Source organism: Pseudomonas sp. PMCC200344 (assembly GCF_030053095.1).
Taxonomy (GTDB): domain Bacteria; phylum Pseudomonadota; class Gammaproteobacteria; order Pseudomonadales; family Pseudomonadaceae; genus Aquipseudomonas; species Aquipseudomonas svalbardensis.
This window is the reverse complement of sequence record NZ_CP125618.1, coordinates 5,337,947-5,351,453: the sequence shown is the minus strand read 5'-3', so window position 1 is coordinate 5,351,453 and position 13,507 is coordinate 5,337,947. Positions and strand designations below refer to the sequence as shown.

Sequence of the window (13,507 nt, the reverse complement as noted above, 5' to 3'; positions counted from 1 at the left end):
TTCTTATAGGGGAAAGTGGTCACCAGACGGCTGGATCGTCTTATTTTTTGTCGGATGTGTCCAGTGTCCTGTATCGGATGCGAGGCATAGTCTCTGAAGGTCAATTCCGGCTAACAATAACGACAGGTGCCGCATGATCCCCAGAACCTTGTTCAGCTCCGAGCACGAACTTTTTCGCGACAGCGTGCGAACGTTCCTCGAAAAAGAGGCCGTGCCGTTCCATGGGCAGTGGGAAAAACAAGGCTATATCGACCGCAAACTCTGGAACAAGGCAGGGGAGGCGGGGATGTTGTGCTCGCATCTGCCGGAAGAATACGGCGGCCTGGGGGCGGACTTTCTCTACAGTGCGGTGGTGATCGAAGAGGTCGGTCGTCTCGGCCTGACCGGTATCGGTTTTTCCCTGCATTCGGACATCGTCGCGCCTTACATCCTGCATTACGGAAGTGAAGCGCTGAAACACAAATACCTGCCGAAACTGGTGTCTGGCGAGATGGTCACGGCGATTGCCATGACCGAGCCGGGTGCCGGTTCCGACCTGCAAGGGGTGAAAACCACCGCGGTGCTCGATGGCGACGAGTATGTGATCAACGGTTCGAAGACCTTCATCACCAACGGCTTTCTCGCTGACCTGGTGATTGTCGTGGCCAAGACCGATCCAAAGGCCGGCGCGAAAGGCACCAGCCTGTTTCTGGTGGAGGCCAACACCCCAGGCTTCGCCAAGGGCAAACGCCTGGAAAAAGTCGGCATGAAAGCACAGGACACCTCGGAGCTGTTCTTCCAGGACGTGCGTGTGCCAAAGGAAAACCTGTTGGGGCAGGCCGGGATGGGCTTCGCGTACCTGATGCAGGAATTGCCACAAGAGCGTCTTACCGTTGCCGTCGGCGGGCTGGCTTCGGCTGAAGCAGCGCTGCAATGGACGCTGGAATACACCCGCGAGCGCAAGGCATTTGGCAAGGCGATCGCCGACTTCCAGAACACCCGCTTCAAACTGGCGGAGATGGCGACCGAGATTCAGATCGGTCGGGTCTTTGTCGATCGTTGTCTGGAGCTGCACCTGCAAGGCAAGCTCGACGTGCCGACCGCGGCGATGGCCAAGTATTGGGGCACTGACCTGCAATGCAAGGTGCTCGACGAGTGCGTGCAGTTGCATGGCGGTTACGGTTTTATGTGGGAATACCCGATCGCCCGGGCGTGGGCGGATGCGCGGGTGCAGCGGATTTATGCGGGGACCAATGAAATCATGAAGGAGATTATTGCGCGGTCGCTTTGATTTTGCAGTGATTGGACTGACGCCTTCGCGAGCAGGCTCGCTCCCACAGGGATTGCGCTGTACCTGTGGGAGCGAGCTTGCTCGCGATGGGGCCTATGAATCAATCAAGGTGCCGGGTTCGGGTGATCCTTGTGAATCGCCTCAATCCCCTCCAGTACTTCATCCGACAGCTTCAACTCGAAGCTGGCTAAATTGCTTTCAAGCTGCTCCATCGTCGTCGCGCCAATGATGTTGCTGGTCACAAACGGCTGCTGCGTAACGAACGCCAACGCCATTTGTGCCGGATCCAGGCCGTGTTCACGCGCCAGTGCCACATAACGACTGCACGCTGCTTCCGACTGCGGGTTGAAATAGCGGCTGAAGCGGCTGTAGAGGCTCAGGCGGCCTTTAGGTGGACGCGCGCCACCTTCGTACTTGCCCGACAGGAAACCGAACGCCAGCGGCGAATAGGCGAGCAGGCCGCACTGTTCGCGGATGGCGATTTCCGCGAGGCCGACTTCGAAGCTGCGGTTGAGCAGGTTGTACGGGTTCTGGATCGACACAGCGCGCGGCCAGCCACGGGCTTCCGCCAGGGCGAGGAAACGCATGGTGCCCCATGGCGTTTCGTTGGACAGGCCGATGTGGCGGATCTTGCCGGCCTTGACCTGTTCGTCCAGCGCTTCGAGGGTTTCCTCCAGCGGCGTGAGGTTGGCTTCGGTCGTGTGTTTGTAACCGAGCTGACCGAAGAAATTGGTGCTGCGCTCCGGCCAATGCAGCTGGTAGAGGTCGATGTAGTCGGTCTGCAAGCGCTTGAGGCTGGCGTCCACGGCTTCGGTGATGTGCTGGCGGTTGTGTCGCAGGTTTTTGTCGCGGATGTAGTCGATGGTGTTGCCGGGGCCGGCGATCTTGCTGGCCAGGATCCAGTCGGCGCGATCACCCCGGCTTTTGAAGTAATTGCCGATGTAGCGCTCGGTGGAGGCGTAGGTTTCGGCCTTGGGCGGCACCGGGTATATCTCGGCGGTATCGATGAAATTGATCCCGGCACTCTTGGCTCGTTCAATCTGGGCGAAGGCTTCAGCCTCGCTGTTTTGCTCGCCCCAGGTCATGGTTCCGAGGCAGATGGCGCTCACGTTCAGATTGGTTCGGCCTAGCTGTCGATAGTCCATCGGGTGCTCCTTGGGCAAAACAATCATAAAAGCAGGTTGAATTATTTTTCGCAATCTGCATAATTGCGCACCTCTTTCTGCAGTGGAAGTGATGCGCCGCCGCCGAAGAATCTTGCCGTTGAACGGACGCGCCGACCCGAGCCCCCGAAAGCGTCTGTATCCGGCTGCCTTTGACTTGTCAAAGTACGCACTATTCAGTAAGATCCGCCGTCTAATTTACAGGGCGGCCCCTGAGGCTATAAAGAATGAAAACTTTTACTGCTAAACCGGAAACAGTACAGCGCGACTGGTTTGTCGTCGACGCTGCAGGTCAGACCCTGGGTCGTCTGGCCACCGAAATCGCGAGCCGTCTGCGTGGCAAGCATAAAGCTGAGTACACTCCTCACGTTGACACCGGCGATTACATCGTTGTTATCAATGCCGAGCAGATTCGTGTAACCGGTGCTAAAACCACCGACAAAATCTACTACTCCCACTCCGGTTTCCCGGGCGGCATCAAGTCGATCAACTTCGAAAAGCTGATTGCTAAAGCCCCTGAGCGCGTGATCGAGACCGCGGTCAAAGGCATGCTGCCTAAGAACCCGCTGGGTCGCGACATGTATCGTAAGCTGAAAGTCTATGCGGGCGCTGTACACCCTCATACTGCTCAGCAGCCCCAAGAACTGAAGTTTTAACGGAATAGTTCATTATGTCGGCGACTCAAAATTACGGCACTGGCCGTCGCAAGACCGCAACCGCACGCGTTTTCCTGCGTCCGGGTACTGGTAACATCTCCATCAACAACCGCACCCTGGAAAATTTCTTCGGCCGCGAAACTGCCCGCATGGTAGTTCGTCAGCCGCTGGAACTGACTGAGACTGTCGAGAAATTCGACATCTACGTCACCGTGATCGGTGGTGGTGTAAGTGGTCAAGCTGGCGCAATCCGCCACGGTATCACTCGCGCACTGATGCAGTACGACGAAACCCTGCGTGGCGCTCTGCGCAAAGCTGGCTTCGTTACTCGCGATGCACGTGAAGTTGAACGTAAGAAAGTTGGTCTGCGTAAAGCGCGTAAGCGTCCGCAGTACTCGAAGCGTTAATTCGCTTTTACGTTCAAAAAGAACGCCCAGCTTCCTCGCGAAGCTGGGCGTTTTTTTATGGGCGTGAGTTATCGAAGAATTGCTCTGTGACAACTTGCCACAGCCGTAGAAGCCCTATACTGCAAGGCTTGGCAGTGGAGCCCCTCGGTAATTACCTTGTCAGAATTGGGGCTTTTCATTACCATTCGGCAAAATTTTTATAAGTTCAGATTTTTACTTAGTAGACGCCTGATTTAACAGGCCACAAAGCTGATGGGAGAGGACTGAATGAGCAATGACGGCGTGAATGCAGGCCGGCGTCGCTTCTTGGTAGCAGCCACATCCGTGGTGGGTGCTGCAGGAGCGGTGGGGGCTGCGGTCCCGTTCGTGGGGTCATGGTTTCCCAGTGCCAAGGCGAAAGCCGCAGGTGCACCGGTGAAGGTGAATGTCAGCAAAATCGAGCCAGGCCAGCAGATGATTGCTGAGTGGCGCGGTCAGCCGGTGTTCATTGTCCGCCGTACCGAGGAAATCCTGGGGAATCTGAAAAAGATCGAGGGCCAGCTGTCTGACCCGACCTCCAAGAACTCGACACAACCGACCTATGTCGACCCGGAAACGCGTTCGATCAAGCCAGAGGTTCTGCTGCTGATCGGTATCTGCACGCACCTGGGTTGCTCGCCGACCTTCCGTCCAGAAGTGGCGCCTGCGGATCTGGGCAAGGACTGGGTAGGTGGTTATTTCTGCCCTTGCCACGGTTCCCACTACGATCTGGCTGGCCGCGTCTACAAGTCGCAACCTGCGCCTTTGAACCTGCCAGTTCCCCCGCATTCCTATGAGACCGATGACATCATTGTCATTGGCGTCGATACGGAGAAAGCGTGATGAGCAAGTTCATGGATTGGGTTGATGCGCGCTTTCCCGCGACCAAAATGTGGGAAGACCATCTCAGCAAGTACTACGCCCCGAAGAACTTCAACTTCTTCTACTTCTTTGGTTCCCTCGCACTGCTCGTTCTGGTCAACCAGATCGTTACCGGTGTCTGGCTGACCATGAGCTACACCCCATCGGCGGAAGAGGCGTTTGCATCCGTCGAATACATCATGCGCGACGTCGAGTACGGCTCGATCCTGCGTCTGCTGCACTCCACCGGCGCTTCGGCGTTCTTCATCGTGGTCTATCTGCACATGTTCCGTGGCTTGCTCTACGGTTCGTACCAGAAGCCGCGTGAGCTGGTGTGGGTCTTCGGCATGCTGATCTATCTGGCGCTGATGGCTGAAGCCTTCATGGGTTACCTGCTGCCGTGGGGTCAGATGTCCTACTGGGGGGCCCAGGTGATCATCTCGCTGTTCGGTGCGATCCCGGTCATCGGCAACGATCTGACTCAGTGGATCCGTGGTGACTACCTGATTTCCGGTATCACCCTGAACCGCTTTTTCGCCCTGCACGTTGTTGCCTTGCCGATCGTGATCCTCGGTCTGGTGGTGCTGCACGTTCTGGCGCTGCACGAAGTCGGTTCGAACAACCCGGACGGCGTGGACATCAAGAAATTCAAAGACGAAAACGGCGTACCGCTGGACGGCATTGCCTTCCACCCGTATTACACCGTGAAAGATATCGTCGGCGTGGTGGTGTTCCTGTTCATCTTCTGCTCGATCGTGTTCTTCTTCCCGGAAATGGGCGGCTACTTCCTCGAGAAGCCGAACTTTGAAGTGGCGAACGCCTTCAAGACGCCAGAGCACATCGCTCCGGTCTGGTACTTCACCCCGTTCTACGCGATTCTGCGAGCGATTCCGGACAAGCTCCTGGGCGTTATCGCCATGGGTGCGGCCATCGCTGTGCTGTTCGTCCTGCCATGGCTCGATCGTAGCCCCGTCAAGTCGATGCGCTACAAAGGCTGGATGAGCAAGATCTGGCTCTGGGTGTTCTGCATTTCGTTCGTGATCCTGGGCGTGCTGGGCGTATTGGCTCCAACTCCAGGCCGTACGTTGCTGTCGCAGGTATGTACCTTCCTGTACTTCGCCTACTTCATTCTGATGCCGTTCTACACCAGGCTCGAGAAGACCAAACCGGTTCCGGAAAGGGTGACTGGCTGATGAAAAAGCTATTTGCTGTACTGATTCTTGCTGCCATGCCAGTGTTCTCGTTCGCGTCGACAGCGGGTGCTCCCGAGCTGGAAAAAGTCGATATCGACGTTTCCGACCAGGCTGCCATGCAGGATGGCGCACGTACGTTTGCCAACTATTGCATGGGTTGCCATAGCGCCAAGTTCCAGCGCTACGAACGTGTAGCCGATGATCTGGGCATTCCTCACGATCTCATGCTGTCGAAGCTGGTGTTAACTGGCGCCAAGATCGGTGACCACATGAACATCGGCATGCAGCCGGCTGATGCCAAGACCTGGTTCGGTGCCGCGCCACCGGATCTGACATTGGTCGCTCGTGTTCGTGGCACTGACTGGCTCTACGGTTACCTGAAATCTTTCTACGAAGACCCATCGCGTCCTTGGGGCGTGAACAACAAGGTGTTCCCGAACGTCGGGATGCCTAACGTTCTGGTCGGCCTGCAGGGTCGTCAGGTGGTAGGCTGTAAACAAGTTCAAATCGTCGAAGGCGACAAAAAGCAATACGATCCATTGACCGGCACCGCTTTGACGCATGAAGCCTGCGATCAACTGACTGTATTGCCGAAAACCGGCACGCTGAACGAAGAGCAGTTCGACGAGAAGGTCAAGAATCTGGTGACCTTCCTGGCCTACTCGGCCAACCCGGTGAAGCTGCAGCATCAGCGCATCGGTACCTATGTGTTGCTGTACCTGGCGTTCTTCTTCGTATTCGCTTACTTGCTCAAGCGTGAATACTGGAAAGACGTCCATTGATATTGCTGTAAAATTGCTGTCAATCGCGCGCGCCCAAGGGCGTCTCTGAAGGTGTAACGAGCCTGGTGATCCAGGCGTTACGGGAGGCGCCCTCTGGGCGCGCGCGTTTTTCCGTTTCCGATAATTTCAACAAGCGAGGAGGACCGCCATGGGCGTGACCAATCGGTTGGCCTGTTACTCCGACCCCGCCGACCACTATTCCCACCGAGTGCGTATCGTACTTGCAGAGAAGGGTGTCAGCGCCGAGATCATTTACGTGGAAGCTGGTCGCCAGCCGCCTAAACTGATTGAAGTGAACCCTTACGGCAGCTTGCCCACCCTGGTCGATCGTGACCTGGCGTTGTGGGAGTCGACCGTGGTGATGGAATATCTGGATGAGCGTTACCCGCACCCGCCTTTACTGCCGGTTTATCCAGTGGCGCGTGCCAACAGCCGTCTGCTGATTCATCGTATTCAGCGTGACTGGTGTGGTCTGGTGGATCTGATCCTGGATTCCCGGTCCAAGGAAGCAGCCCGTGTCGTGGCTCGTAAAGAGCTGCGCGAAAGCCTGACCGGCGTGTCGCCGTTGTTCGCCGACAAGCCGTTTTTCCTCAGTGAGGAACAAAGCCTGGTGGATTGCTGCCTATTGCCAATACTCTGGCGATTGCCGATTCTGGGTATTGAACTGCCGCGGCCTGCCAAGCCGCTGCTTGATTACATGGAGCGCTCGTTTGCGCGTGAGGCTTTCCAGGCGAGTCTGTCTGGTGTCGAACGCGATATGCGCTAAGGCTTAAGGAGCCGCTATGAACTCCAGTCGACCTTATCTGGTCCGCGCGCTCTACGAGTGGATTGTGGACAACGATTGCACCCCGCACATGCTGGTCAATTCCGAGTATCCGTCGGTGCAGGTGCCTCAGGGTTTTGCCAGTGACGGACAGATTGTCCTGAACGTATCGCCGGCAGCCGTGCGTCATCTGCACATGGACAACGAAGCGGTCAGCTTCGAAGGGCGTTTCGGTGGCGTGCCGCACACCCTGTACGTGCCTATCGCATCGATCCTGGGTATTTACGCCCGGGAGAACGGTCAGGGCATGGTGTTCGATCTGGAATCGCCTATGGAAGACGAGGAAGAGATCGAGCCGGATGATGATATTCCGCCACCCGACAGCGAGCCGCCGCGTCCCAGCGGTCGACCGAGTTTGAAGGTGGTGAAGTAACAAAAAAGGCGATCCGGATGGATCGCCTTTTTTGTTACTTCACCACCTTCAAACGTGTAGGAGCTGTCGAGTGAAACGAGGCTGCATCTTTTGATCTTTAAAAGCAACATCAAAAGATGCAGCCTCGTTTCACTCGACAGCTCCTACGGGTCAATGGCGATCCAGGGACGCCATCGCAGGTGAGTAGGTGTCAGTCGATGTACTCGAACAACTTCACAATCTTCTGCACCCCGGAAACGCCTTGCACCAGGTTGGTGGCCTGAGCGGCTTCCTGTTTGGTCAGCAGGCCCAGCAGGTAGACGATGCCGTTCTCGGTAACAACCTTGATGCGCGAGCCCGGGATGTTCGGGTCGGTGAGCATCTGAGTCTTGATCTTGGAAGTCAGCCAGGTGTCATTCTGGCGGGCAAGGAAACCGGAGGGTGGCAGAACCTGCAGTTCGTTGTGAACCGTCTTCACCCGCTGAACAGCCGCCGCAGCCTGTTCGGCTTTGGCCTTGAGGTCTGCGCGCGGGGTTTGCCCGGCAAGCAGCACGATGCCATTGAAGCTGGTGACGACGATGTGCGAGTCGTTATCCAGGGCTGGATCGGCCTTGGCAATGTTCACGCCGACCTTGGTGTCGATCAGAGAGTCGTCGATCTTACTGCCGAAGGTGCGGGTGCCGCGGTCATCTTCAATCGGTGCTTCACGGCTGGCGTTAACCACCGAGGTGCAGCCGCTGATGCCGAGGCACAGGGTCAAGGCCAGAAGGCCTAGGCGATTAGGGGTCATTCTTCACTCCCGAACAGTTGGCTGTCGATCAAATCGCAAAGGCAATGGATCGCCAGCAGGTGGACTTCCTGAATACGTGCGGTGACGTTGGCCGGTACGCGAATCTCGACGTCCTCGGGCAATAGCAGCGATGCCATGCCGCCGCCATCGCGACCGGTCAATGCTACGACAATCATTTCGCGATCATGTGCGGCCTGGATCGCTTGAATAATGTTTGCCGAGTTGCCACTGGTGGAAATCGCCAGCAATACGTCACCCGGCTGGCCGAGGGCGCGGATCTGTTTGGAGAAGATTTCGTTGTAGCTGTAGTCGTTGGCGATCGAGGTGATCGTCGAACTGTCGGTGGTCAGCGCAATCGCTGGCAGGCTCGGACGCTCGCGCTCGAAACGGTTGAGCAGCTCGGACGAGAAGTGCTGGGCATCACCGGCAGAGCCGCCGTTGCCGCAGGACAGCATTTTGCCTTCGTTGAGCAGGGCGTTGACCATCACTTGGCTGGCTTGCTCGATGTGCGGTGCAAGTACGTCCATCGCCATTTGCTTGGTATCGATACTGGCCTGAAAAAGCTGGCGAATTCGGGATTGCATGTCCATCTGTGTGACCTTAATTAGCGCGGCTACTCGGCACATGAATGTGCAGCCCGCAAAGCAAAGAGCAAAAGTGTTGGGTGAAAGTGTCCGGTTCGGGGTGCTTGCGATCAGCTGTCGAAGGCATTCTGCAACCAGTTCAACTGATCAAGGTTGCTGTCGATGGCAACCACGTCGAAACGGCAAGGGGAATTGGCCCAACGCGACTCGCGCTGAAGAAAATACTGCGCGGCAACTATCAGCTTCTGCCGTTTGCGCTCATCGATGCTACCGAGCGCGCCACCCCATTGAGTGTTTTTTCTGTAGCGGACTTCAACGAATACTACTGTATCGCCATCAAGCATGACCAGATCAAGCTCGCCGCGTTTACACAACCAGTTCTGCGCCAGCAGGCGCAGACCTTGTTGTTGAAGATGTTCGAGCGCATGGCGCTCGGCATCTTTACCGCTTTGCTGGCGTGATCCGTCGGGCATCAGCGCGGGGTGTCCGGCAGGCGTTGAACCTGGCCGCTGACGAACTGTGCCCATGGCAACTGACGCACGACTCGCTGGGTTGCAGTCATGCCCAAGCTGCCCGATTGACCTTCGATGCGGCTGTCCGGCAGAGCCTTGAGTTGACCCAGGCGTGGTGCCAGGCGATAGGCGTCAACGCCCATCGCGTACAGACGGCCCAGGCTGCCAGCAGCTTGTGGCCATTGAGCGGTAACCTGTTTGCGCAGTGGATCGTTGGCCTCCAGCAACCATGGGGTTTCGCAGAAGCGAATGCCGTTCATGTCGTTGTACTGATTCACGTCGCCGCTGGCGCTGAACACGTGGGAGGTGGCATAAACCGGCACATCACCGGCGTACTGGAAGTTCAGGGTGGGCTTGATCTGCTGGGCTTGCTGAGGCGTTGCAGCCAGGAAGATGAACTCGATGTCCTGACGGCGCGAAGGCTGGGCGGCTACCTGCCCGCCAACGGTGCTTTGCAGGCTCTTTGCACGACCTTCGCTCTGACGCAGCTGGAACATGTCGGCGATCTGCTGGGCCAGTTGAACCGGTTGGTCGACACGTTCGGTAGCGACGATGCTGCCACCGTTAGCCTGCCAATCCTGGCTGAACGCTTTCAAGACGCGATCGCCCCATTCGCCTTTCGGCACCATGATGGCTGCGCGATGCAGGCCATCGGCGCGAGCGCGGCGGGACACTTCACGGGCTTCGTCTTCAGCCGCAAGACCGAACTGGAACAGCTGGGCCGGACCTTGTGCGCCTTCGCTGTAATTCAGCGCCAGGGTGGTGATCGGCAGTTGCGGGCGAGCGCTGAGCTGTTTGACCAGAGGTTTCTCCAGCGGGCCGACGACCAGTTGCACGCCGTCGGCCTGAGCCTTGCGATAGAACTCGTCGAGGGACGTCAGGCGCGAGCTGTCATAGAGCTCGATGGCTGGCGGCTTCTGCCCGGCTTGTTGGGCCTGGTAGTGAGCTGCCATGAAACCTTCGCGCAGTGCTTTGCCGACCGACGCCAGCGGGCCGTCCTGTGGCAGCAGCAGGGCGATTTTGCTCAGGGGCTGGCTGGCCAGTTCCTTGAGCTTGGTCAGTGGCAGCGGCAACTGGATGGCGGCCGGGTGCTTTGGATTCTGTGCGCGCCAGTTGTCGATCGCGGCTTGCTGCTGTTCCAGGGTGCCGGCAGTTTTCACCGCCAGTGCCAGGCCCATCCAGCCGCCGAGGTCGTCGGTGGCGCTCGGCTGCAATTGATCGGTCGGCAGCGAGGCGATCAGGGTCCAGATCGCTTCGTGGTTTTTGCTTGCCGCGTCACCTTCGAGCATTGGCGCGATGAAGATGCGCTCCCGTGCGGCGGCCAGCGTCTGGCCATCGGCTTCAAGGGCGCGGGCATGGACGGTGCCGGTGCGAACCTGTTGCTCAACCGGCAGTTCACTCAGGCGTTGCAGGCTCGGATGACTCAAGGCTGTCAGCGCCGCTTTGGGCTGATTGCGAACCATGGCCAGTTCAGCCGCCAGGGTACTGGCGAAAACCTGTTGGCCAGGCTTGAGTGTTTCGACGGGGACTTGTTGCAGGATTTGCGCGGACTGGCCGGCATTCCCCTGACGATAGGCCAGGTCTGCCGCGCTCAGGCGCAACAGGGAGGCTTTTTCCGGGTCTTTGCTTTGAGCGGCCTGTGCGAGCAATTGCTCGATACTGGCATCCGGGGTCCGTGGAAGTTCGCCAAGGCTGGAGGAGGGCGAGCTGGCGCAAGCCGCCAGCAAGGCAGCGAGGCAGAGGGCAGTGAGCAGCCGCAGGCAAGCGATCATGTAAGTGTTCCTGATACTCGATCAAATTAGCGTGGAATTGTACCCAAGCACTGGCCGGGGCGCGATGTTACTGGTGTGAATCGATCAATTTAGCACGTGCAAATGTTGCGGCACTGCACAAAAGGCTGCAAAACCGAGGGTTGCTTGCGCGTATCGCGAGCGTCGCGACGCGCTACAATGGCGGCTTTTACCGATCATGAGGTGTGCGCTTTGACTGCTCCAGGTGCTTTGAATTCCGCTGCTGGCTCGCTTTATGTGGTGGCGACGCCCATCGGCAACCTGGACGATATCAGTGCGCGTGCACTGAAAATCCTGCGCGAGGTCGCCCTGATCGCCGCCGAAGATACCCGTCACTCACAGCGATTGATGCAGCATTTCGGTATTCCTACGCCGCTGGCGGCCTGCCATGAACACAATGAGCGGGATGAAGGTAGCCGCTTTATCACTCGCTTGCTTGCCGGCGACGATGTGGCGCTGATTTCAGATGCCGGCACGCCGTTGATTTCCGATCCGGGTTATCACCTTGTGCGTCAGGCTCGTGCTGCGGGTATCAATGTGGTGCCGGTTCCGGGCGCCTGCGCGTTGATCGCAGCGTTGTCGGCGGCGGGGTTGCCGTCGGACCGTTTCATCTTCGAAGGTTTCCTACCGGCCAAGGCTGTCGGTCGGCGTGCCCGTCTTGAGTTGGTAAAGGAAGAACCGCGTACGCTGATTTTTTATGAAGCCCCGCACCGGATCCTTGAGTGCCTTCAAGACATGGAGTTGGTGTTTGGTGGTGAACGTCCTGCGTTGCTGGCGCGCGAGCTGACCAAGACTTTCGAAACCCTTAAAGGCTTGCCGCTGGCCGAGTTACGCGAGTTCGTCGAGTCAGACAGCAATCAGCAGCGCGGTGAGTGCGTGGTGTTGGTGGCGGGTTGGTCTGCCCCCGAGACCGAGGACGCCGTCAGCAGTGAAGCGATGCGCATTCTGAATCTGTTGCTTGAAGAAATGCCGCTCAAGCGAGCCGCAGCGTTGGCGGCGCAAATTACCGGCGAGCGCAAGAATGTGCTCTATCAGGTCGCGCTGGATAAACAGAAGGGCGAGTAAAAACCGACGTGCAGGCGTAGCCCAAGGCGTTTAGCGCTTGTCCTTCGGCTGCTCTGCCGTTAATCTTCGCGGCGGAGAGTCGATCGGACAGTCGCTGCCCTCTATGAAAATTAGGGGGGGGAGGAAAGTCCGGGCTCCATAGGGCGAAGTGCCAGGTAATGCCTGGGAGGCGTGAGCCTACGGAAAGTGCCACAGAAAATAACCGCCTAAGCGCTTCGGCGCCGGTAAGGGTGAAAAGGTGCGGTAAGAGCGCACCGCACGTCTGGCAACAGTTCGTGGCTAGGTAAACCCCACTTGGAGCAAGACCAAATAGGGTCCCAAGGCGTGGCCCGCGCTGGGACCGGGTAGGTTGCTAAAGATGTCCAGTGATGGCCATCGTAGACGAATGACTGTTCAAGACAGAACCCGGCTTACAGATCGACTCTCCACCTTTTTCCCCCTACCTGCTTTAATCATTGAGCAGGGCGCCTGTAGTAGCAATTTCCCTCCTTACAGAATCAACAGCAGAAGCACTTTCCTAATACCGAAAAAATCTTACTCTTAACAAATTACTTTAACTTTCGAGCGCAGCCATCAGTGCTGGTTCAAGTTATTGAGCGGGATTACACGTCTGATTCTCCTTACCCCTCCTAATACGGTCCTAAATCTCAGTTCTGTAAGGCTTTTCCTTTAATCCGCGCCTTGACGGTGCGGTGGCCGCATTCCTATAGTGTGCACAAGTGGCGGAAAGTGGCATGAAGTGGGTTTTTTGAGCTCAAAACGCTAATATTTGGAGAAACGCTGTCGTGTTTCGCGGAGCTAACGCTATCAGTCTCGATGCAAAGGGCCGTCTCGCTATGCCGAGCCGGTACCGTGACGAGCTCGTTTCGCGTAGTTCCGGTCAGTTAATCGTCACAATTGATGCCGTTGATCCGTGTTTGTGTGTTTACCCCCTCGATGAGTGGGAAATTATTGAAACCAAACTGCGCGCACTGCCTTCGCTTCGCGAAGAGAACCGCCGCCTGCAACGTTTACTGATTGGTAATGCCGTCGACCTCGAGCTCGATGGCAGTGGTCGTTTTCTGGTTCCGCCGCGTCTTCGTGAGTATGCCAAGTTGGATAAGCGCGCGATGTTGGTAGGCCAACTCAACAAGTTCCAATTGTGGGACGAGGATGCCTGGGATGCGGTTTCTGCCGCTGACCTGGCTGCCATTCAACAACCGGGCGCCATGCCTGATGAACTGCGTGATTTGATCCTGTGA

General features: G+C 57.4%; 15 protein-coding genes and 1 other RNA gene. 11 read left to right on the top strand and 5 right to left on the bottom strand.

The window, feature by feature from the left end:
* The first annotated feature begins 133 nt into the window (after positions 1–133).
* The gene (locus tag QFW87_RS24435) at positions 134–1,270 is read left to right on the top strand and encodes an acyl-CoA dehydrogenase family protein (RefSeq protein WP_283189084.1); all 1,137 of its coding nucleotides are present in this window, start codon (positions 134–136) and stop codon (positions 1,268–1,270) included.
* A 104-nt stretch (positions 1,271–1,374) separates the two neighbouring features.
* On the opposite strand, the gene QFW87_RS24430 is transcribed toward QFW87_RS24435, so the two are convergent.
* Positions 1,375–2,415, bottom strand: coding sequence for an NADP(H)-dependent aldo-keto reductase (locus tag QFW87_RS24430; RefSeq protein WP_283189083.1), 1,041 nt, complete (start codon positions 2,413–2,415; stop codon positions 1,375–1,377).
* Between the two features lie 245 nt (positions 2,416–2,660).
* On the opposite strand from QFW87_RS24430, the gene rplM reads away from it, so the two are divergent.
* From rplM to QFW87_RS24395, 7 genes are all read left to right on the top strand, one after another.
* Entirely contained in the window at positions 2,661–3,089 is a 429-nt protein-coding gene (gene rplM / locus QFW87_RS24425) for a 50S ribosomal protein L13 (protein WP_007905295.1), read from the top strand.
* Between the two features lie 14 nt (positions 3,090–3,103).
* Positions 3,104–3,496: a 30S ribosomal protein S9 gene (gene rpsI, locus QFW87_RS24420; protein ID WP_003216038.1), complete on the top strand. Its 393-nt coding sequence runs from the start codon at positions 3,104–3,106 to the stop codon at positions 3,494–3,496.
* A 267-nt stretch (positions 3,497–3,763) separates the two neighbouring features.
* Positions 3,764–4,357, top strand: a complete 594-nt coding sequence (gene petA / locus QFW87_RS24415; protein ID WP_007905300.1) for a ubiquinol-cytochrome c reductase iron-sulfur subunit — start codon at positions 3,764–3,766, stop codon at positions 4,355–4,357.
* Positions 4,357–5,568 carry a cytochrome bc complex cytochrome b subunit gene (locus QFW87_RS24410; protein ID WP_283181610.1) on the top strand — a complete coding sequence of 404 codons (1,212 nt, stop codon included), beginning with the start codon at positions 4,357–4,359 and terminating at the stop codon, positions 5,566–5,568. The genes petA and QFW87_RS24410 overlap by 1 nt, the downstream gene beginning before the upstream one ends.
* The gene (locus tag QFW87_RS24405; RefSeq protein ID WP_283189082.1) at positions 5,568–6,350 is read left to right on the top strand and encodes a cytochrome c1; all 783 of its coding nucleotides are present in this window, start codon (positions 5,568–5,570) and stop codon (positions 6,348–6,350) included. Before QFW87_RS24410 ends, QFW87_RS24405 begins: the two co-directional genes overlap by 1 nt.
* A 148-nt stretch (positions 6,351–6,498) precedes the next feature.
* On the top strand, positions 6,499–7,116 hold the full coding sequence (locus QFW87_RS24400) for a glutathione S-transferase N-terminal domain-containing protein (protein ID WP_008155978.1): 618 nt from the start codon (positions 6,499–6,501) through the stop codon (positions 7,114–7,116).
* A 16-nt stretch (positions 7,117–7,132) separates the two neighbouring features.
* The gene (locus tag QFW87_RS24395) at positions 7,133–7,546 is read left to right on the top strand and encodes a ClpXP protease specificity-enhancing factor (RefSeq protein WP_008155980.1); all 414 of its coding nucleotides are present in this window, start codon (positions 7,133–7,135) and stop codon (positions 7,544–7,546) included.
* A 190-nt stretch (positions 7,547–7,736) separates the two neighbouring features.
* On the opposite strand, the gene QFW87_RS24390 is transcribed toward QFW87_RS24395, so the two are convergent.
* From QFW87_RS24390 to QFW87_RS24375, 4 genes are all read right to left on the bottom strand, one after another.
* A complete protein-coding gene (locus QFW87_RS24390; protein ID WP_283181608.1) occupies positions 7,737–8,315 on the bottom strand; it encodes a BON domain-containing protein in 579 nt (192 codons plus the stop codon).
* The gene (locus tag QFW87_RS24385; protein ID WP_008025961.1) at positions 8,312–8,905 is read right to left on the bottom strand and encodes a phosphoheptose isomerase; all 594 of its coding nucleotides are present in this window, start codon (positions 8,903–8,905) and stop codon (positions 8,312–8,314) included. Before QFW87_RS24385 ends, QFW87_RS24390 begins: the two co-directional genes overlap by 4 nt.
* Before the next feature lie 104 nt (positions 8,906–9,009).
* On the bottom strand, positions 9,010–9,372 hold the full coding sequence (locus QFW87_RS24380) for a YraN family protein (protein WP_201185765.1): 363 nt from the start codon (positions 9,370–9,372) through the stop codon (positions 9,010–9,012).
* Entirely contained in the window at positions 9,372–11,183 is a 1,812-nt protein-coding gene (locus QFW87_RS24375; RefSeq protein ID WP_283181607.1) for a penicillin-binding protein activator, read from the bottom strand. The genes QFW87_RS24380 and QFW87_RS24375 overlap by 1 nt, the downstream gene beginning before the upstream one ends.
* A 177-nt stretch (positions 11,184–11,360) precedes the next feature.
* Here QFW87_RS24375 and rsmI point away from each other — a divergent pair, with 177 nt between their 5' ends.
* From rsmI to mraZ, 3 genes are all read left to right on the top strand, one after another.
* The gene (gene rsmI, locus QFW87_RS24370) at positions 11,361–12,266 is read left to right on the top strand and encodes a 16S rRNA (cytidine(1402)-2'-O)-methyltransferase (protein WP_161990822.1); all 906 of its coding nucleotides are present in this window, start codon (positions 11,361–11,363) and stop codon (positions 12,264–12,266) included.
* A 75-nt stretch (positions 12,267–12,341) separates the two neighbouring features.
* An RNA gene (gene rnpB, locus QFW87_RS24365) (RNase P RNA component class A) lies at positions 12,342–12,695 on the top strand.
* 356 nt (positions 12,696–13,051) lie between these two features.
* Positions 13,052–13,507: a division/cell wall cluster transcriptional repressor MraZ gene (mraZ, locus tag QFW87_RS24360; RefSeq protein WP_008147486.1), complete on the top strand. Its 456-nt coding sequence runs from the start codon at positions 13,052–13,054 to the stop codon at positions 13,505–13,507.

What these genes read in the sequence shown, in the direction of transcription:
- QFW87_RS24385 (WP_008025961.1), bottom strand. Translation starts at nt 8,905, where the DNA reads ATGGACATGCAATCCCGAATTCGCCAGCTTTTTCAGGCCAGTATCGAT.
- rpsI (WP_003216038.1), top strand. Translation starts at nt 3,104, where the DNA reads ATGTCGGCGACTCAAAATTACGGCACTGGCCGTCGCAAGACCGCAACC.
- QFW87_RS24405 (WP_283189082.1), top strand. Translation starts at nt 5,568, where the DNA reads ATGAAAAAGCTATTTGCTGTACTGATTCTTGCTGCCATGCCAGTGTTC.
- QFW87_RS24400 (WP_008155978.1), top strand. Translation starts at nt 6,499, where the DNA reads ATGGGCGTGACCAATCGGTTGGCCTGTTACTCCGACCCCGCCGACCAC.
- petA (WP_007905300.1), top strand. Translation starts at nt 3,764, where the DNA reads ATGAGCAATGACGGCGTGAATGCAGGCCGGCGTCGCTTCTTGGTAGCA.
- QFW87_RS24430 (WP_283189083.1), bottom strand. Translation starts at nt 2,415, where the DNA reads ATGGACTATCGACAGCTAGGCCGAACCAATCTGAACGTGAGCGCCATC.
- QFW87_RS24375 (WP_283181607.1), bottom strand. Translation starts at nt 11,183, where the DNA reads ATGATCGCTTGCCTGCGGCTGCTCACTGCCCTCTGCCTCGCTGCCTTG.
- QFW87_RS24410 (WP_283181610.1), top strand. Translation starts at nt 4,357, where the DNA reads ATGAGCAAGTTCATGGATTGGGTTGATGCGCGCTTTCCCGCGACCAAA.
- QFW87_RS24395 (WP_008155980.1), top strand. Translation starts at nt 7,133, where the DNA reads ATGAACTCCAGTCGACCTTATCTGGTCCGCGCGCTCTACGAGTGGATT.
- QFW87_RS24380 (WP_201185765.1), bottom strand. Translation starts at nt 9,372, where the DNA reads ATGCCCGACGGATCACGCCAGCAAAGCGGTAAAGATGCCGAGCGCCAT.
- QFW87_RS24435 (WP_283189084.1), top strand. Translation starts at nt 134, where the DNA reads ATGATCCCCAGAACCTTGTTCAGCTCCGAGCACGAACTTTTTCGCGAC.
- rplM (WP_007905295.1), top strand. Translation starts at nt 2,661, where the DNA reads ATGAAAACTTTTACTGCTAAACCGGAAACAGTACAGCGCGACTGGTTT.
- rsmI (WP_161990822.1), top strand. Translation starts at nt 11,361, where the DNA reads ATGGCGGCTTTTACCGATCATGAGGTGTGCGCTTTGACTGCTCCAGGT.
- QFW87_RS24390 (WP_283181608.1), bottom strand. Translation starts at nt 8,315, where the DNA reads ATGACCCCTAATCGCCTAGGCCTTCTGGCCTTGACCCTGTGCCTCGGC.